Annotated in this window: 18 protein-coding genes; 4 read left to right on the forward strand and 14 right to left on the reverse strand. The window is 68.9% G+C overall.

What is annotated here, in order from left to right:
* The first annotated feature begins 3 nt into the window (after positions 1-3).
* The gene (locus ACFWNN_RS18350) at positions 4-444 is read left to right on the forward strand and encodes a MarR family winged helix-turn-helix transcriptional regulator (RefSeq protein WP_285645804.1); all 441 of its coding nucleotides are present in this window, start codon (positions 4-6) and stop codon (positions 442-444) included.
* A 34-nt stretch (positions 445-478) separates the two neighbouring features.
* Here the strand turns inward: ACFWNN_RS18350 and ACFWNN_RS18355 are convergent, their stop codons facing one another.
* The 8 genes from ACFWNN_RS18355 to ACFWNN_RS18390 all read right to left on the reverse strand — a co-directional run bounded on the left by ACFWNN_RS18355 (position 479) and on the right by ACFWNN_RS18390 (position 6,042).
* Positions 479-1,591 (reverse strand): HAAS signaling domain-containing protein, encoded by a 1,113-nt coding sequence (locus tag ACFWNN_RS18355; RefSeq protein WP_382441105.1) that lies wholly within the window; start codon positions 1,589-1,591, stop codon positions 479-481.
* Positions 1,588-1,914 (reverse strand): PadR family transcriptional regulator, encoded by a 327-nt coding sequence (locus tag ACFWNN_RS18360; protein ID WP_089917641.1) that lies wholly within the window; start codon positions 1,912-1,914, stop codon positions 1,588-1,590. The genes ACFWNN_RS18355 and ACFWNN_RS18360 overlap by 4 nt, the downstream gene beginning before the upstream one ends.
* 622 nt (positions 1,915-2,536) lie before the next feature.
* Positions 2,537-3,391 (reverse strand): bifunctional DNA-formamidopyrimidine glycosylase/DNA-(apurinic or apyrimidinic site) lyase, encoded by an 855-nt coding sequence (gene mutM / locus ACFWNN_RS18365; protein ID WP_382441106.1) that lies wholly within the window; start codon positions 3,389-3,391, stop codon positions 2,537-2,539.
* A 1-nt stretch (position 3,392) separates the two neighbouring features.
* Positions 3,393-3,593 carry a hypothetical protein gene (locus tag ACFWNN_RS18370; RefSeq protein ID WP_030467960.1) on the reverse strand — a complete coding sequence of 67 codons (201 nt, stop codon included), beginning with the start codon at positions 3,591-3,593 and terminating at the stop codon, positions 3,393-3,395.
* 8 nt (positions 3,594-3,601) lie between these two features.
* The gene (rnc, locus tag ACFWNN_RS18375; protein WP_382441155.1) at positions 3,602-4,405 is read right to left on the reverse strand and encodes a ribonuclease III; all 804 of its coding nucleotides are present in this window, start codon (positions 4,403-4,405) and stop codon (positions 3,602-3,604) included.
* 16 nt (positions 4,406-4,421) lie between these two features.
* The gene (gene rpmF / locus ACFWNN_RS18380) at positions 4,422-4,604 is read right to left on the reverse strand and encodes a 50S ribosomal protein L32 (protein ID WP_030467958.1); all 183 of its coding nucleotides are present in this window, start codon (positions 4,602-4,604) and stop codon (positions 4,422-4,424) included.
* Positions 4,605-4,606: 2 nt separating this feature from the next.
* Positions 4,607-5,188, reverse strand: a complete 582-nt coding sequence (locus tag ACFWNN_RS18385; RefSeq protein ID WP_382441156.1) for a YceD family protein — start codon at positions 5,186-5,188, stop codon at positions 4,607-4,609.
* 137 nt (positions 5,189-5,325) lie between these two features.
* On the reverse strand, positions 5,326-6,042 hold the full coding sequence (locus tag ACFWNN_RS18390; RefSeq protein WP_382441107.1) for a DivIVA domain-containing protein: 717 nt from the start codon (positions 6,040-6,042) through the stop codon (positions 5,326-5,328).
* A 122-nt stretch (positions 6,043-6,164) separates the two neighbouring features.
* On the opposite strand from ACFWNN_RS18390, the gene ACFWNN_RS18395 reads away from it, so the two are divergent.
* On the forward strand, positions 6,165-6,605 hold the full coding sequence (locus tag ACFWNN_RS18395; RefSeq protein ID WP_382441157.1) for a GNAT family N-acetyltransferase: 441 nt from the start codon (positions 6,165-6,167) through the stop codon (positions 6,603-6,605).
* Positions 6,606-6,612: 7 nt separating this feature from the next.
* On the opposite strand, the gene coaD is transcribed toward ACFWNN_RS18395, so the two are convergent.
* Together coaD and rsmD are read right to left on the reverse strand one after the other, a co-directional pair.
* A complete protein-coding gene (gene coaD, locus ACFWNN_RS18400; RefSeq protein ID WP_285645794.1) occupies positions 6,613-7,095 on the reverse strand; it encodes a pantetheine-phosphate adenylyltransferase in 483 nt (160 codons plus the stop codon).
* A gap of 53 nt (positions 7,096-7,148) precedes the next feature.
* Positions 7,149-7,703: a 16S rRNA (guanine(966)-N(2))-methyltransferase RsmD gene (rsmD, locus tag ACFWNN_RS18405; RefSeq protein ID WP_382441108.1), complete on the reverse strand. Its 555-nt coding sequence runs from the start codon at positions 7,701-7,703 to the stop codon at positions 7,149-7,151.
* 208 nt (positions 7,704-7,911) lie between these two features.
* Between rsmD and ACFWNN_RS18410 the strand changes: the two genes are divergently transcribed.
* The gene (locus ACFWNN_RS18410; protein ID WP_382441109.1) at positions 7,912-8,163 is read left to right on the forward strand and encodes a hypothetical protein; all 252 of its coding nucleotides are present in this window, start codon (positions 7,912-7,914) and stop codon (positions 8,161-8,163) included.
* Between the two features lie 61 nt (positions 8,164-8,224).
* On the opposite strand, the gene ACFWNN_RS18415 is transcribed toward ACFWNN_RS18410, so the two are convergent.
* The 3 genes from ACFWNN_RS18415 to ACFWNN_RS18425 all read right to left on the reverse strand — a co-directional run bounded on the left by ACFWNN_RS18415 (position 8,225) and on the right by ACFWNN_RS18425 (position 13,502).
* Positions 8,225-8,908 carry an SDR family NAD(P)-dependent oxidoreductase gene (locus ACFWNN_RS18415; protein ID WP_382441110.1) on the reverse strand — a complete coding sequence of 228 codons (684 nt, stop codon included), beginning with the start codon at positions 8,906-8,908 and terminating at the stop codon, positions 8,225-8,227.
* 21 nt (positions 8,909-8,929) lie between these two features.
* Positions 8,930-10,000, reverse strand: coding sequence for an MBL fold metallo-hydrolase (locus ACFWNN_RS18420; protein ID WP_382441111.1), 1,071 nt, complete (start codon positions 9,998-10,000; stop codon positions 8,930-8,932).
* Positions 10,001-10,124: 124 nt separating this feature from the next.
* Positions 10,125-13,502 (reverse strand): pyruvate carboxylase, encoded by a 3,378-nt coding sequence (locus tag ACFWNN_RS18425; protein ID WP_382441112.1) that lies wholly within the window; start codon positions 13,500-13,502, stop codon positions 10,125-10,127.
* A 319-nt stretch (positions 13,503-13,821) separates the two neighbouring features.
* On the opposite strand from ACFWNN_RS18425, the gene ACFWNN_RS18430 reads away from it, so the two are divergent.
* Positions 13,822-15,126 carry a hypothetical protein gene (locus tag ACFWNN_RS18430; RefSeq protein WP_382441113.1) on the forward strand — a complete coding sequence of 435 codons (1,305 nt, stop codon included), beginning with the start codon at positions 13,822-13,824 and terminating at the stop codon, positions 15,124-15,126.
* Between the two features lie 54 nt (positions 15,127-15,180).
* Here ACFWNN_RS18430 and ACFWNN_RS18435 read toward each other — a convergent pair whose 3' ends face one another.
* Complete coding sequence (locus ACFWNN_RS18435) at positions 15,181-16,311, reverse strand: hypothetical protein (protein ID WP_382441114.1); 1,131 nt, start codon at positions 16,309-16,311, stop codon at positions 15,181-15,183.
* Between the last annotated feature and the right edge of the window lie 45 nt (positions 16,312-16,356).

Below are 16,356 nucleotides of genomic sequence, written 5' to 3' on the forward strand. Positions count from 1 at the left end.
ACGATGCCCACCACCGTCACCAACCACGAGGCACTTCAACTCGTGGTGGCCGTGCACCGGCTGGTGCGAAGTCTTCGACAGGCCGCTCCGGCCCGTCGTTTGCAACCCACCCAGTTATTGGTGCTGTCAGAACTGAGCGCCCACGGCCCGATGCGGATCGGCGAGATCGCGGTGCGCGCGCTGTGCTCACAGCCGACCGCCACAACCGTCGTGACCAGCCTGGAGTCCACCGGACTCGTCCGTCGCGAGCCAGATGCCGCCGACGGCAGGGCGACGATAGTCGTGCTCACCGAAGTCGGCCGCGAGACGATCCTGTCGCTCGCTCACGGCGAAGCCGAACTATTGAGTGAAAGAATGTCCGAACTTTCGCCAGAAGACAGAGAACACCTGCGCTCGGCCATGCCGGTTTTGCGCCACCTGGCCGAACCGCAGGAGAACAAGTAGGAGCGGGACCCCCCGACGGGTCCCGCTCCAGGATTTACTTGCTTGGTGACACCGAAGTAGGTGGCGCCGAGCTCGGAGTTCCGCTTCCAGAAGTGGACGGCGTTGTGGTCACCGATGTGCTCTCCGTTGATGACGGAGCGGATACAGACGGTGCCACGGTGTAACAAACACCGTTTTCGTAGTCGATCTTCGGCCGCGGATAGCGGTTAGCGGGAATCACCGGCTCAGGACCGTTGGTGTCGTTGCAGCTGTCGTAGGAACGCGGCGCGTTGATGGGCCTGCCGTCCTGGTCGTACAGCAGCACGTTCGAGAGCAACTTGCCGTTCTCGTCGTACGCGTAGATGTTCTCGTACGACTCCATGACCGGCGGCGTGTAGGACGAGCGCGACGTGTTGTACGCGAGCTGGTTCGCCGTGACGTCGATGACCTGGAACAGCAACCCCACCGCCAGCGCCGAGGCCGGCAGGCTGATCCACAACCAGCGCCGGTCGACCTTGGCGCGCGGCCCGGCGAACACCGACACCACGGCGATCGCGGCGACCACGAGGAACCCGAGGATGTCGCGCCCGGCGAGCAACACGGCCCCGAGCCCGAGCAGCCCGGCCCGAGCCAGCCACCACGCGGGCTGCAACGACCGCAGGTAGGTCAACGCCCGCTCCGCAGGCGTGCCCTCCTCCGGCGTGAGCCACTTCTTGAGCCGGTGCGTCTCCGGCAGGTTCATGATCTCCTGCTGCAACGGCCCCCGGTCGTGCACCAGCACGAGGCTGAGCACCAGGATCACCCCGGGCAGCAGCAGAACAGCCGGCTCCCTGAGCGCCGCCGCCCCGGCGAGCAACGTGACCGCGGTACCCGCGACGAGCCCCCACGCGGCGGCCCGAGGCCTGGTCAGCCAGTGGTTCTTGGTCGTGACCGGCAGCCGCTCGGTCCGGCTCGGATACCCGGCGGCCTGCCGGAGCTCCTGCGCGTACTGCTCAGGCGAACCGAGCCGCTGCTCCAGCGTCTCGCCCTCGTCGAGCTCGGTGGACAGCTCCGCGACGTGAGCCTCGACGTCCTCCATGATCTCGGCGACCTCATGGGGCGGCAGATCGTCGAGGGCGGCACGCATCCCGGCCAGGTAGTGCTCGACCCCGAGCGCTTGCGTGTTCATGCTGCGACCTCCTCGAGCAGGCCGTCCAACGTGCTGGCGAACGACCTCCACGTCTCCCTCGACTCAGCCAGGCGCGCCCGCCCGGTCTCGTTGATGCTGTAGTACTTGCGGTGCGGCCCCTCTTCGCTCGGCACCACGTACGAGGTCAGCATCCCCGCGTTGTAGAGCCGCCGCAGCGTGCCGTACACCGACGCGTCGCCCACTTCGTTCAGTCCCCCGGCGCGCAGTCTGCGCACCACGTCGTACCCGTACCCGTCGTCCTTGCGCAGAACCGCAAGGACGGCCAGGTCCAGCACCCCTTTGAGCAGCTGACTGGTGTCCATGGCCCCTCCGACCCGCTGTTGCGTTGTGGAGACTACTACGCATCGCGCAGTACTGTCTAATGCGTTGGGCCTTGTGGGTTTTGGGTGCTGGTTTTGGCACGTCAGGGCCATGGTGAGGGGACGTTTCGGGCGTGGGGTGCGTTGCGCGGGTCTCGTTTGGTGCAGCTCGCGTTCCAGCGGGGTTGGTCGCGTTCTGTTGGTTGGGCTGCGGTTGCGAGGGTGGGCGCGCGGGTCATGACGAAAGACCTGGGGGTTGCGATTGGGGCTTGACCTTGAGCCTCCAGCGGGATGCGGAGCGGCCTCAAAAGCCGGGGTTGAAAGCGCCCCGGCCGACCCAGCGAGGGTCGCATCCCGCCCCTCAAGGTCAAGCCCCAATCGCCATGAGCGGCGTAACCGGCGCCCAGCCGTGCATCAGCCCGTTCGGGCTCGCCTTCGGCTTCGCGTGCCGGGTTTCGCAGGTGGTTGGCTTTGCGTTGACGGCTGCCGGTTGCGTGCGCGCGCCTGGCCTGCGGGCGTGGCTGGCCTGCGTTGACGACTGCGGTTTGGCCGGACTGTCAGACCCTCTCGGTACGTTGGGTCGCGGGGGAACCAACAGCGGAGGGGACCCCTGCGCGAGCCTGCTCTACCTCGGGCGCGGTTGGCAGCGCGGGCAGGAGTACGAGGAGCGGTTCATGAACGGCTCTCGGATCATCGACGCTCCGCAGCGCTTGCACGGCCGGTTCTCCTGGCCGTAGGCGTTCAGCGAGCGGTCGAAGTAGCCGGACTGGCCGTTGATGTTGACGTACAGGGCGTCGAAGGACGTGCCGCCTTGCCCCAGGGCCTCGCTCATCACGTCCGTGGCGTGATCCAGCAGCTCGGAGGCCTTGGCCTTGGTGAGCTTGTCGGTCATGCGGGTGCCGTGGAGCTTGGCGCGCCAGAGGGCCTCGTCGGCGTAGATGTTGCCGATGCCGGAGACCAGGGTTTGGTCCAACAACGCGCGCTTGATCTCCGTGTGACGCAGGCGCAACGCGCGCACGGCAGCATCACGGGAGAAGAGAGGGTCCATCGGGTCTCGGGCGATGTGCGCCACCGAGTCGGGGACGAGGGTGCCGTCGACCTCGACGAGTTCGGCCAGTGCCAGGCCGCCGAAGGTTCGTTGGTCCACGAAGCGGAGCTCTGGGCCGCCGTCGTCGAACGTGAAGCGGACGCGCAGATGCTTCTCGTCGGGGGCCGACGAGGGTTGGACGAGCATTTGGCCGCTCATGCCCAGGTGCGCGAGCATGGCGGCTTTGTCGGCCAGTTCTACCCAGAGGTACTTGCCGCGGCGCTTGGCTGCCACCATCGGTTGCGAGGCCAAGCGCGCGACGAAGTCCTGGGAGCCCAGGTCGTGCCGGCGGATGGCACGTGGGTGCAGCACCTCTACCGAGGAGATGACCCGGCCGGCGACGTGGGCTTCGAGGCCGAGGCGTACTACCTCGACCTCTGGTAGTTCGGGCACGTCAGGCTTCGGACTTGCCCTCGTCGACGGGCTGCGCCTCGATCACGGCGGCCTGCGGCTTGGTGGGCTTGAGCACCCACACACCCGCGCGGCTCGTGTCCCTGACCAGCACAAGTCCCTGGATGCCTCCGCTGCGGGAGGTGTTCACCGGCCCGCGGACGGTGCGGGTGCGGCGGTTGGTGCGGTTCCTGGTCGCATACATTGCGTTTCTCAGTCTTCCTCGGATGGGAGGGTCCCTGGCGTCACCGAGGCGCCGTTCTGACCGTTCTTGGTCGCGACCGACTCCTGCTCGGCCTTGACCCGTTCCGACAGAACATGATAAGCCGCTTCGGCGGCTTTCTGCTCGGCTTCCTTCTTGGTGCGCCCATCACCCTTGCCGTAAGGCTGGCCACCGACGAGCACCGTTGCGGTGAACTCCTTGCGGTGGTCCGGCCCCTGGTCGTCCACGCGGTACTCCGGGACGCCGAGGCTGGCTTGAGCGGTGAGCTCCTGCAGGCTTGTCTTCCAGTCCAGTCCAGCACCCAAAAGCGGAGCTTTGGCCAAGAGCGGATCGAACAGCCGGTGAACGAACGTTCGTGCGGTATCGATACCGAACTGCAGGTACACCGCACCGATGACGGCCTCGAGACCGTCGGCGAGGATGCTCGCCTTGTCCCTGCCGCCGGTCAGCTCTTCGCCACGACCGAGCAACAAGTGTGCACCTAGCCCGCCCTCACCGAGGTTGCGCGCGACGCCGGCCAGCGCATGCATGTTGACCACGCTGGCACGGAGCTTCGCGAGCTGACCTTCGGGAAGGTCGGGATGGGTGCGGTAGAGGTGGTCGGTGACGACCAGCCCCAGTACCGCGTCTCCCAGGAACTCGAGACGCTCGTTCGGCGGCAAGCCGCCGTTCTCGTACGCGTAAGACCGGTGGGTGAGCGACAGCACGAGCAGCTCGGCGTCCAGGTGGACGCCGAGCGCTTCGAGCAAGTCCGCGCGGTCCGCTTGCGGTGCGCGCGGCGGCTTTCCCCCCACTACGTCGCCGAGGAGATCAGGCCGGCTGAGCGACCTGGCGGCCAGCGTACTGACCACAGGCCGGGCAGGCGACGTGCTGCGGCTTCGGCTGGCGGCAAGCCTTGTTGGAGCACGCCACCAGGTGCACGGCAGACGTCTTCCACTGGGAACGGCGCGCACGGGTGTTCGAACGCGACATTTTCCGCTTCGGGACGGCCACGACTACTTCTCCTCGTTGTTGTCATCGCTGAACCGCTCTTGCAACGCGGCCCACCGAGGGTCAATCGTCTCATGCCCGTGGTCGGGCCCGAGCTCCGCCCACCTGCCACCACACTCGGAGCAAAGCCCCTTGCAGTCCGGCTCGCAAAGCGGTGCCTGCGGCAACGCGAGGACGATGGCGTCCCGCACCACAGGTTCGAGGTCGATCAGATCGTTCTCGATCCGGCTGACCTCGTCTTCATCAGTGGTCTCGTCCGTGGTGCTGTCCGGCCACGCGTAGAGCTCCGTGATCCGGACTTCAACCTCATCGGTGAGCGGTTCGAGACACCTCGAGCACTCACCTGCGACCTTGGCGGACGCGGTCCCTGAAACCAGCACACCCTCGACGACCGATTCGATCAGGAGGTCGAGTTCGACCTCCCCGTTCTCGGGCACCGCGATCACCCCGAGCAACCCCACACCTTCGGCGGGAACCGACTTCACGAAGGGTCGGCTGGACCCGGCGCGACGGCCGATGTCCCTGGTGTCGATGACCCAGGGACCGGATGCTGTGGGACGCGTGGACGCGTGACGATGCTCAGTCATGATCAGATTGGTTGCCGGCGGGGACCTACCACGTCCAGCCGTTCCAGGGTACGGGACGAGCGCCCCGCGCGTGAAATCGGCAGGTGATCGCACCTGTCCGACGTAGTGCGAATCACACGTTCAGGGGTGCTGGTTCGTCAGGAACCGTAGTCGAACGGTGCCGAAGCGCCCGCGACGGCGGGACCACGAAGGTGCGAACGGCCCTTGCCGACCGACCGCAGCGTGTGCGCGAGGAGGTCCTCGAAGTCCGCGAGCTTGCCGTCGACGTACGCGTCGCACTCCGACCGCAGCCGGATCGACTCGCTCTGGGCGGCGTCGAGCAGGCGCGCCGACTCGGCGTGCGCCGCCCGGACGACCTCCTGCTCGTTGACGAGCCTCGCCTGCTCGGCGCGGCCGTCCGCGGTGGCGCGCTCGTAGTTGGCGCGGCCCGCCTGGACCATCCGCTCGGCCTCGGCGTGCGAGCGACCCACCAGGTCGTCGTACTCCTGGCGGCCGGCGGACACGGTCCGTTCGGCCTGGTCCTCCGCCTCGGCGATCATCCGCTCGGCACGGGCGCGCGCGTCGGACAGCATCGCCTCGGCCTCGGCCTGCGCCTCGGCGAGCATGCGGTCCGCGTCGGATCGTGCCTTGGACACGCCGGACTCGGCCTCGTGCTTGGCCTTGCCGACGAGCTCTTCCTTGTGGTCCAGCACGTCCTGCGCGTCGTCGAGCTCCGCGGGGATCGCGTCACGCACGTCGTCGAGCAGTTCGAGCACATCGCCGCGCGGCACGACGCAGCCCGAGGTCATCGGAACTCCGCGCGCTTCCTCGACGATCGTGACGAGCTCGTCGAGTGCCTCGAACACCCGGTACACGTCTCACTCCCCTAGTCCCCTGAAACACCCACCCGCAAGTGTGCCCTGCCGATCTCCCCCGGACCGGGACGTCGGCAGGGCGTGTCAGGATTTCCCCACAACCACCTGGGGGAACCGTGAAGATCACAATCAGGCGAGCCGTCGAGGCCGATGTCCACCCGATCGTGGCGATGCTGGCGGACGACCCGCTGGGCGCGCGGCGGGAGACGCCGGGCGACCCGGCGTACCTGAAGGCGTTCGAGGTGATCGACGCCGACCCGCACCAACTGCTGGTGGTGGCGGATCGCGACGGCGAGGTCGTGGGGACGTTGCAGCTGACGTTCACCGCGGGCTTGTCGCGGCTGGGCTCGACGCGCGCGACCGTGGAGGCCGTGCGGGTGCGTTCCGACCAGCGCGGCGGCGGCCTCGGCGAACAGCTCGTGAGGTGGGCGATCGACGAGGCGCGCGCACGCGGGTGTGCTCTGGTGCAGCTGACGACGGACGCGTCCCGTGTGGACGCGCACCGGTTCTACGAGCGGCTCGGGTTCACCGCGTCGCACGTGGGGATGAAGCTGACGCTCTGAGCGTCGGTCAGCGGGTCTCTTCGAGGCGCAGCTTGAGCCGCTGCTCGATGGACGCCGGCAGCAGCGTGGACACGTCGCCGCCGTACGTCGCGACCTCCTTGACCAGCGAGGACGCGAGGTAGGAGTACTGCGGGCTGGCCTGCATGAACAACGTGTCGACGCCGGTGAGCTGGTGGTTCATCTGCGCCATCTGCAGCTCGTAGTCGTAGTCGCTGACGGCGCGCAGGCCCTTCACGATGGCCTTGATGTTGTTCTCACGGCAGTAGTCGACCAACAGGCCGTGCCACGAGTCCACGCGCACGTTGTCCCATTGCTTCGTGACGTCGCGCAGCATCTCCTGGCGCTCTTCGACGTCGAACAAGGTGCGCTTGTTCTTGTTGATGAGCACGGCGACGACAACCTCGTCGAACAGGTGCGCGGCTCTCCCGATGATGTCCAGGTGACCGTTGGTTACCGGGTCGTAGGAGCCGGGGTACACGGCACGTGTCATGGATCGGACGTTAGCACCCGATCGGACGCCGCCAGGCGTGTCCGTGGTTCTCGTCACCCATCAGAACGCACCTGACCCCAGTACACGGCCGTGTCCCCATAACGCTTGGCACGCAAGGATTCCACTGAATCCGGCCAAGCTGGTTCGGCACTTCGCGAAGCACGTTCCACGATCAAGACGGCGTCCTTCGTGAGCCGCGGCACGATTCCTTTGAGCACTTTGGCGAGTTCGTCGTCCGTCGTCGCGTAGGGCGGGTCGGCGAAGACGACGTCGAACGCGTCACCCTCGGTCGTGACGTAGGCCTCGGCCGTCCGGTTGGCGATCGTCGTGTTCTTGAACCCGAGCTCCTGCGCGTTGCCTTTGAGCACGTCAGCAGCCCTCTTGTCGGCCTCGACGAAGGTGGCGTGGGCCGCGCCCCTGCTCAACGCCTCGAAGCCCAGGGCGCCGGAGCCGGCGTAGAGGTCGAGCACGTTCGCGCCGTCGAGGTCGAGCAGGGACTCGAGGGAGCTGAAGAGGGCCTCGCGGACCCGCTCGGAGGTGGGGCGGGTGCCCTTGGGCGGGACCTTGAGCCTGCGACCTCCCGCGGACCCGGCAACAATTCGTGTCACGTGGCCATCGTCCCAGGCGCATCCTGTGCCCATGACCCGCCACCGCGACTCGGGCTCGTGCCTGTGCGCACTGGCCGCTTCTCCGGTGCTCGTTGCTTGCCCGTCTTGTGGCGCCTGTGCGGTCGTGGTCGGTGACCGTCTCGTGTGTGCGGCGTGTGCGCACGCCCGTCCTTATCGGCGTGTGTGGTGTTGGGACGCCGCCGCTGTTGTGCCTGACCTCTGGCTGACCACGCCTTGTGCCGGGCGCACGCTGTGGGCGTTGAACGTCGCGCACCTTGATTTGCTGGAGTCGTACGTGGGGGCGGCGTTGCGCGAGGACCCGCCGGCTTCGTCGGTGCGGCGGATGACGGTGCTCGCGAAGCTGCCCGCCTGGCTGAAGTCGGCGAAGCACCGCGATGAGGTGTTGCGTGGGCTCCGGCGGCTGCGCGCTACGGTTCCGGACGGCGCACGCCGCCACTGAACGCCGTGCGCGTGGCGTGTGCGCACGCCTGGCCATGCAAGGCGTGCGCACTGCACGCGCTCTACCTGCCCAGGTGCGCCCCGCCGTTGACCGCCAGCACCTGCCCCGTGATGTGCCCGGCCTGCTCCGACGCGAGGAACGCCACCAGCGCGGCCACGTCGGCCGGCGTCCCAGCGCGGCCGTTCTTCGTCTGCCCGACCAGCGTGGCGAGCCGCTGCTCCGTCATCGAGTCACCGAAGAACTCCGTGTCGACGACCAGCCCGGGCGACACGACGTTCGCGGTGATGCCGCGCGGCCCCAGCTCACCGGCGAGGTCCGCGGTCCACGCCTCGACTGCCGCCTTCGCCGCGCCGTAGCTGCCGCCGCCGCGCCGGCCCGCGATGGAGCCGAGGGTGATCACCCGGCCGTTCGCGGCCAGGCGGGGCGTCAACGCCTCGGTGACCAGGACCGCGCTCACCACGTTCGACTCGTAGTTGGCGAGCCAGCGGGTCTTCGTGTCGTCATGGCTGATGACGCCGCCCGCATTGTTGACCAGGACGTCCACCTCGGACGGCAGGTCGGGCAACGCGGCCGCCACGGCGGCCGGGTCGGTGGCGTCGAAGGCCGCGTACCGGACGCCCGGCACTTCGGCCAGCACCGAGGCTCGGCGGCCGGTGATCGTCACCGCCAGGCCCTGGTCCACCAGGGCCAGTGCGATGGCACGGCCGATGCCCGTGCCACCACCCGTCACGACTGCTGTGCGCATGTTCTCCCCCAACGAAGTCCGTCAGGCGAGAGCCTGCCACCACCCGTCAACCTCATTCGGTGCGGCGACGTCCACGCGCTCGCCCGGCCTCGGCACCGCCATGCGCAGGCCGCGTGCCTTGACCTCGCGCCACACGCGGTCGATCGGCTCGCCCCACGGGTGCAGCGCCAGGTTGAACGTGGCCCAGTGCACCGGGATCAGCAGGCCGCCGCCCAGGTCCTCGAACGCCTGCACGCCCTCCTCCGGCGTCATGTGGATGTCCGGCCACGCGTCGCCGTACGCGCCGACCTGCATCAGCACGGCGTCGAACGGGCCGTGCGCCGCGCCGATCACCGAGTAGCCCGGGAAGTAGCCGGTGTCGCCGCTGTAGAAGACCGAGCGGGTGCCCCGCTTGATGACCCAGGAGGCCCACAGGGTGACGTTGCGCTGCACCGAGCGGCCCGAGAAGTGTTGTGCCGCAGTGCAGGTGAGCGTGAAGCCGTTCACCTCGAACGACTCGTCCCAGTCGAGTTCGACGACTCGGTCGCGCGGCACGTCCCAGCGGGCCAGGTGCGCGCCCAGGCCCAGCGGCACCACGAAGACAGCGGAGGTGCCGGCGGTCAACGCCTGCACGGTGTCCATGTCGAGGTGGTCGTAGTGGTCGTGGGAGATCACCACGGCGCTGACGTCGGGCAAATCGGACAGCTGGTGCGGAACCGGGTGCAGGCGCTTGGGACCCAGGTGCGCGGACGGCGAGACGCGGTCGCTCCACACCGGATCGATCAGCACGGACGCGCCGTCCATCGTGATCAGCGCGGACGCGTGGCCGTACCAGGTGATGTGCAGGCCGTCAGTGGCCGGCGCCGACGGTGCGACGAGGGGTACGGCGACGGACGGCTTGCGGTCCTCGCCTCCCACCAGGAAGTCGCGCAACGAGAAGGACTCGCGGTCAGGGACCGTGCGGACTTCCTTGTCGTTGTGGAACTTCCCGTCCCGGTAGCGCGGCGACCGCGACATGTGGACCGGGTCCGGCTTGCCTCCCAGCTGCCGGGGAACCTCTCGAAACGCCCACGCCGCCCCCGCAAGGCCGAGCAGGCCCAACACCTTCTTCATGATCTGCTTCCCTCTCCCTGACCCCGTGCCGGTGCAACGCACGGAATCGTCGTGGAGTTCCGCACCCCTCGCAGCACGAAGGGCCCGGCCTCAGAACGAGACCGGGCCCCACGAAACCAGATGCCTACTCCAGCACGATCAGGAGGTCCCCGCCCTCCACCTGCTGGGCCCCGCGCAACGCCAGGCGCTGCACGACGCCCGCCTTCGGGGCGGTGATCGCGGCCTCCATCTTCATGGCCTCGATCGTCGCGACGGTCTGACCGGCGTCGACGCGGTCGCCCTCGGCCACCGCGGCCGTCACCACGCCGGCGAACGGGGCCGCGACGTGGTTCGGGTTGGTGCGGTCGGCCTTCTCCGCAGCCGCCACGTCGACGGCCACCGAGCGGTCGCGGACCTGGATCGGGCGCAGCTGGCCGTTCAGGGTCGCCATGACCGTGCGGATGCCGCGCTCGTCCGCCTCGGAGATGGCCTCCAGGCCGATCAGCAGCCGGACGCCCGGCTCCAGGTCGACGGAGTACTCCTCGCCCGGACGCAGGCCGTAGAAGAAGTCCTTGGAGCGCAACACCGACGTGTCGCCGTACGCCTCGCGGTGCGTGGTGAACTCCTTGGTGGGCGCCGGGAACAGCAGCCTGTTCAACGTCGCCCTGCGCGCGTCGGCGAGACCCGCCTCGTCCTCGGCGGACAGCTCCTCGACCGGCTTCGGGGCAGGCCTGCCCTCGAGCGCCTTGCTGCGGAACGGCTCCGGCCAGCCACCGGGCGGGTCGCCCAGCTCGCCGTGCAGGAAGCCGATCACCGACGCCGGGATGTCGAACTTGCCGGGGTTCTCCTCGAACTCCTTCGGCGAGACGCCCGCGCCCACGAGGTGCAGCGCGAGGTCACCGACGACCTTGGACGACGGCGTCACCTTCACGAGGTGGCCGAGCATGCGGTCGGCGGCCGCGTACATCGACTCGATCTCCTCGAACTTCTCGCCGAGGCCCAGAGCGACGGCCTGCGTGCGGAGGTTCGAGAGCTGACCACCGGGGATCTCGTGGTGGTAGACGCGACCGGTCGGGCCGGGGATGCCGGACTCGAACGGCGCGTAGATCTTGCGCACCGACTCCCAGTACGGCTCCAGGTCGCAGACGTTCTGCAGGTCGAGGCCGGTGGAGTGGTCGGTGTGGTCGAGCAGCGCCACGATCGACGACAGCGGCGGCTGCGACGTCGTGCCCGCCATCGACGCGGTCGCGCCGTCGATCGCGTCCACGCCCGCCTGGATCGCCGCGAGGTACGTCGCGAGCTGGCCGCCGGCCGTGTCGTGCGTGTGCAGGTGGACCGGGAGGTCGAACTCCTTGCGCAGCGCGGTGATCAGGCGCGACGCGGCCGGTGCCCGCAGGAGCCCCGCCATGTCCTTGACGCACAGCACGTGCGCGCCCGCGCCGACGATCTGCTCCGCCAGCTTGAGGTAGTAGTCCAGTGTGTACAGACGTTCGTCCGGATTGGACAGATCGCTGGTGTAGCAGAGCGCGACCTCGGCGACGGCGGTCCCGGTCTCGCGCACGGCCTCGATCGCCGGGCGCATCTGCTCGACGTCGTTCAGCGCGTCGAAGATCCGGAAGATGTCGATGCCGGTGGCCGTCGCCTCCTGCACGAACGCCTTGGTGACCGCCTCGGGGTACGGCGTGTAGCCGACCGTGTTGCGGCCGCGCAGCAGCATCTGCAGGTTGATGTTCGGGACGGCCTCGCGCAACGCCGCGAGCCGCTCCCACGGGTCCTCGGCGAGGAACCGCAGCGCCACGTCGTAGGTCGCGCCGCCCCAGCACTCCAGGGACAGCAGCTCGGGCGTCATGCGCGCGACGTGCGGCGCGACGGCGAGCAGGTCCTTGGTGCGCACGCGGGTGGCGAGCAACGACTGGTGGGCGTCGCGGAACGTCGTGTCGGTGACGCCGACGGCCTTGTTCTCCCGCATCCACCGCGCGAAGCCCTCGGGCCCGAGCTCGACCAGCTTCTGCTTCGACCCGGCGGGCGCCTCGGCGTTGAGGTCGATGACCGGCAGCTTCTCGCGCGGGTCGACCGCGGTCGGGCGGGTGCCGTTGGGGTGGTTGACCGTGACGTCCGCGAGGTAGGTCAGCAGGCGCGTGCCGCGGTCGGCCGAGTGGCGCGCCGTCAGCAGGTGCGGGCGCTTCTCGATGAACGACGTGGTGACGCGGCCCTCGTAGAAGTCCGCGTCGTCCAGGACGGCCTGGATGAACGGGATGTTCGTGGACACACCGCGGATGCGGAACTCCGCGATCGCACGGCGTGCACGGGCGACCGCGAGAGAGAAGGTGCGGCCACGGCACGTGAGCTTCACGAGCATCGAGTCGAAGTGCGGGCTGATCGCCATGCCGGCGCCCGCCGTGCCGCCGTCGAGGCGGATGCCGGAACCACCCGGCGAGCGGTAGGCGCTGATCGTGCCGGTGTCCGGGCGGAAGCCGTTGGCCGGGTCCTCGGTGGTGATGCGGCACTGCAGCGCCGCGCCGCGCAGCTGGACGGTGTCCTGGGACAGGCCCAGGTCCTCCAGGGTCTCCCCGGACGCGATGCGCATCTGGGACTGCACCAGGTCGACGTCCGTCACCTCTTCCGTGACGGTGTGCTCGACCTGGATGCGCGGGTTCATCTCGATGAAGACGTAGTGGCCCTGCGGGTCCAGCAGGAACTCGACGGTGCCCGCGTTGCGGTAGCCGATGTGCCGCGCGAACTTCACCGCGTCGGCGCAGATGCGGTCGCGCAGTTCGGGGTCGAGGTTCGGCGCGGGCGCGATCTCGATGACCTTCTGGTGGCGCCGCTGCACGGAGCAGTCGCGCTCGAAGAGGTGGATCACGTTGCCCTGGCCGTCGGCGAGGATCTGCACCTCGATGTGGCGTGGCTCGACCACGGCCTGTTCGAGGAAGACGGTCGGGTCGCCGAACGCCGACTCGGCCTCGCGCGACGCCGCCTCCAGCGCCTCGCGCAGCGCCGCCGGCTCGTCGACCTTGCGCATGCCGCGGCCACCGCCGCCGGCGACGGCCTTCACGAAGACCGGGAAGCGCATGGTCTGCGACGCCGCGAGCAGCGCCTCGACGTCGGACGACGGCTCGCTCGACTCCAGCACCGGCAGCCCGGCCTCGCGGGCGGCCGCGATGGCGCGCGCCTTGTTGCCCGTCAGCTCGAGGACCTCGGCCACGGGGCCGATGAACGTGAGACCGGCCTCACGGCAGGCCATCGCGAGCTCCGGGTTCTCGGACAGGAATCCGTAACCGGGGTAGATCGCGTCGGCACCGGCCTTGCGGGCGGCCTTGATGATCTCGTCGACGGAGAGGTAGGCGCGGACGGGATGTCCGGGTTCACCGATCTCGTACGACTCGTCCGCCTTCAGGCGGTGCAGAGAGTTTCGGTCCTCGTGCGGGAAGACGGCGACCGTTCCAGCGCCCAGTTCATAGGCGGCTCGGAACGCGCGAATCGCGATCTCGCCGCGGTTGGCGACAAGAACCTTGCGGAACATCCGTGCCCTCCCGGTGTTACTCGGCAGTCATCAGTCGTGGCACGTTACCGTGCGACTCTTGCCTGTTGGGAGGACTGTCTCACGTGATGGGTGTCATCCTGATCGGTCTTGCTCACACGGATTCTCGCGTGATGGGAGGAAAGTGGGAACCCACCACCCGGTCAGACTGCGGCCGGTAGTGGGTTTAACCAGATCGAGTGACGATCTTCGCGACTATCTCGGTAGGGTGAGCCATATGGCCGGGGCTGATGGAGCCGGGCAGCCTACTGCCCGCACACCGCATTTCGACGTTGTCCTCCGTGGTTACAACCAGCGACAGGTGAACGAGCGCGTCACCCGGTTGGAGTTCGATCTCAAGAACTCGAACCGCGCCCGTGACGCGGCCTCCGCACAGGTCGGTGAGCTCACCAAACTCCTCAACGCCATGCGCGCCGACCTCGACAAGACGAAGGTCCAGCTGCAGAACCTCGCCAACGCTCCCGTGAGCGCGTCGAACGTGACCGAGCGTGTCCGCGTGATGATGAGCCTGGCCGAGGAAGAGATCGCGGACATCCGCAAGGACGCGCTCGACAAGGCCGCCGCGACCCGTGGCGAGGCCGAGAAGTGGGCCGCTGACCAGCGCGAACAGCACCAGCGCCTGCTGGCGGAGACCGAAGCCCGCCGCAAGCAGCTCGAGATGCACTACCAGCAGCGCCACGCCGAGCTCGACCAGCAGACCGCCGGCCGCCGGTCCGAGCTCGAGGCCGAGCACGCGGCGTTGCAGGGCAAGCTCGCGGCCGAGCACGAGGCCCTGGTCGCCGACGTGCGCGCGAACGGTGAGCGGATCGTCGGCGAGTTCGAGAAGAAGTCGGCCGACCTCGACGCCCACCGCGTGGAACTCGACGCGAAGTACAAGGCGTACAACGACGAGCTCGACCAGGAGTACGACGGTCTCAAGGCGAAGCTGACCGCCGAGCACCAGAAGGTGCTGGCGGACGCGCGGACCGAGGCCGAGAAGATCGCCGCGGACGCCGAGGCGCAGCGCGTCGCCGCGCTGTCCACTCTCGACGGTGAGCTCGCCGCCAAGAAGGCGGAGGCCGAGAAGGTGCTCGGTGAGCTCGAGGCCGAGACGCTCGCCCGTGCCGAGAAGACCACCGCCGACGCGACTGCCTCCGCGACCGCCCTGGTGACCGCCGCGGAGGAGAAGGCGGCGGCGACCCTGCGCGAGGCCGAGGACAAGGCGACCGTCCTGGTGGGCGACGCCAACCAGAAGGCCGCGACCACCGTGCGCGAGGCCGACGAGAAGGCCGTCACGCTCGTCCGCGAGGCCGAGAACCGCACGTCGACGCTGGTGCGCGACGCCGAGAACCGCACGTCGACCCTGGTGCGCGAGGCGGAGCAGAAGTCGGCCGCCGCCGTCGCCGAGGCGGACCAGCGCGCGGCCAACGCCTCGGAGAAGGAGGCGGCGCTGCGGGCGGCGCACGACAACCTCGCCACGCAGTTCCACGCGGCGCAGGAGGCCGTCGAGGCGGCGATGTCGGTGCTCAAGCCCCTGGAGGACGGCACCGCCGAGGACGAGGCTCCGGCTTCGGCCGAGGAGGACGCGGACAAGACCCAGCAGCTGCCGAGGCCGCGCCAGAACTGATCGTCCGGTGGGGTGACTCGGTTCGAGTCACCCCACTCAGCTCAGGCGCCCCGCTCAGCCGGGGAACGGCGGCAGGTTCGTCGTGGCCCAGCTCGTGTGGCAGCCGCCGTCCGCCGTGTAGTCGCTCGCGAACCCGATGAACTCGCTCCCGTCGAGCGAGGCGACCCCGCTCGGGTGGTAGTTCGGGCAGACCTTGTCCCGCGCCTGGGGCACCGGGACCGGCGCGGGCATCTCGTACCAGCCGCTCCTGCCGCCGTTCTCGGACACGAAGATCGTGCGCCCGTTGCCAGGGTCGACCTTGCCGTTCGCGGACATCAGCATCTGCCCCATGAGCAGCACCCGCCCCGTGGCCGTGCCGTTGGGCGCGAGCACGATCGACGGCGTGTGCGCGAAGTACTTGCCGTCCTTGGTGACGGGCCTGATGCCGTGGTGGGTCGGGTCGCCCCAGTCGAAGCCGTCCTCGCTGCTGCGGTGGAACGCCTCGCAGAAGTACTGGTTCGGCTGCGCGCAGATCTCGTACATCATGTAGTACTCGCCGGTCGGCAGGCGCTTGACCTGCTGCATTCCCGGCCGCAGGTAGCTCTGCCGCACGGCCACGACCTTCTGCTTGGCCGACCAGGTGATGCCGTCCCTGGACGTGGTGCGCCCGATGTACTGGCTGTGCGCGTCGTCCGACTCGTCGGAGAAGTAGCAGTGCAGCAGTCCGTGGGCGTCGACCGAGAGGTCCGGCTCCCACAGGCCGCCGCCCGGCCTCGCCCGCGCGCACTCCGACAGGAACCGCCACGACTGCCCGGCGTCGTCGCTGCGCCAGATCCGCGCCTTGAGCGTCTCGGACTTCGTGCCGACCGACCCGGCCCACAGCACCGTGCCCGCCGGCATGTCGCCGACCTGGCGCGGCAGCTCGTAGAGGTGGCCGCAGCACGTCTCCGAGGCGCTCGCGTCGTCGACGAACTTCGCGATCTGCTTGAACCGCTTGCCGGTGCGCGGGGCCTTGAGGATGTTCACTCCGTGGTCGCCGTGCACCACCACGAGGATCGAACCGCGCTGGGGGCCGTGCTCCAGGCGGAGGGCGTGCGGATACCTCGACTGCTCACCGGTCAGTGCGATCGGGCTCGCCCACGCCGGGTTCGGGCTGACGAGGAGCACGGTGAGGGCGGCCAGCGCGGTGATGATCAAGCGACGCACGGTGGGACGGTATCGAGGGCAGGCTCGGGTACCGGACGAATCGGG

Source organism: Lentzea sp. NPDC058450 (assembly GCF_042721395.1).
Taxonomy (GTDB): domain Bacteria; phylum Actinomycetota; class Actinomycetes; order Mycobacteriales; family Pseudonocardiaceae; genus Lentzea.

Excerpts from the sequence above, each read along its gene's own strand:
- ACFWNN_RS18350 (WP_285645804.1), top strand. The coding sequence starts at position 4 with ATGCCCACCACCGTCACCAACCACGAGGCACTTCAACTCGTGGTGGCC.
- ACFWNN_RS18355 (WP_382441105.1), bottom strand. The coding sequence starts at position 1,591 with ATGAACACGCAAGCGCTCGGGGTCGAGCACTACCTGGCCGGGATGCGT.
- ACFWNN_RS18360 (WP_089917641.1), bottom strand. The coding sequence starts at position 1,914 with ATGGACACCAGTCAGCTGCTCAAAGGGGTGCTGGACCTGGCCGTCCTT.
- ACFWNN_RS18370 (WP_030467960.1), bottom strand. The coding sequence starts at position 3,593 with ATGTATGCGACCAGGAACCGCACCAACCGCCGCACCCGCACCGTCCGC.
- ACFWNN_RS18385 (WP_382441156.1), bottom strand. The coding sequence starts at position 5,188 with ATGACTGAGCATCGTCACGCGTCCACGCGTCCCACAGCATCCGGTCCC.
- coaD (WP_285645794.1), bottom strand. The coding sequence starts at position 7,095 with ATGACACGTGCCGTGTACCCCGGCTCCTACGACCCGGTAACCAACGGT.
- ACFWNN_RS18415 (WP_382441110.1), bottom strand. The coding sequence starts at position 8,908 with ATGCGCACAGCAGTCGTGACGGGTGGTGGCACGGGCATCGGCCGTGCC.
- ACFWNN_RS18420 (WP_382441111.1), bottom strand. The coding sequence starts at position 10,000 with ATGAAGAAGGTGTTGGGCCTGCTCGGCCTTGCGGGGGCGGCGTGGGCG.
- ACFWNN_RS18425 (WP_382441112.1), bottom strand. The coding sequence starts at position 13,502 with ATGTTCCGCAAGGTTCTTGTCGCCAACCGCGGCGAGATCGCGATTCGC.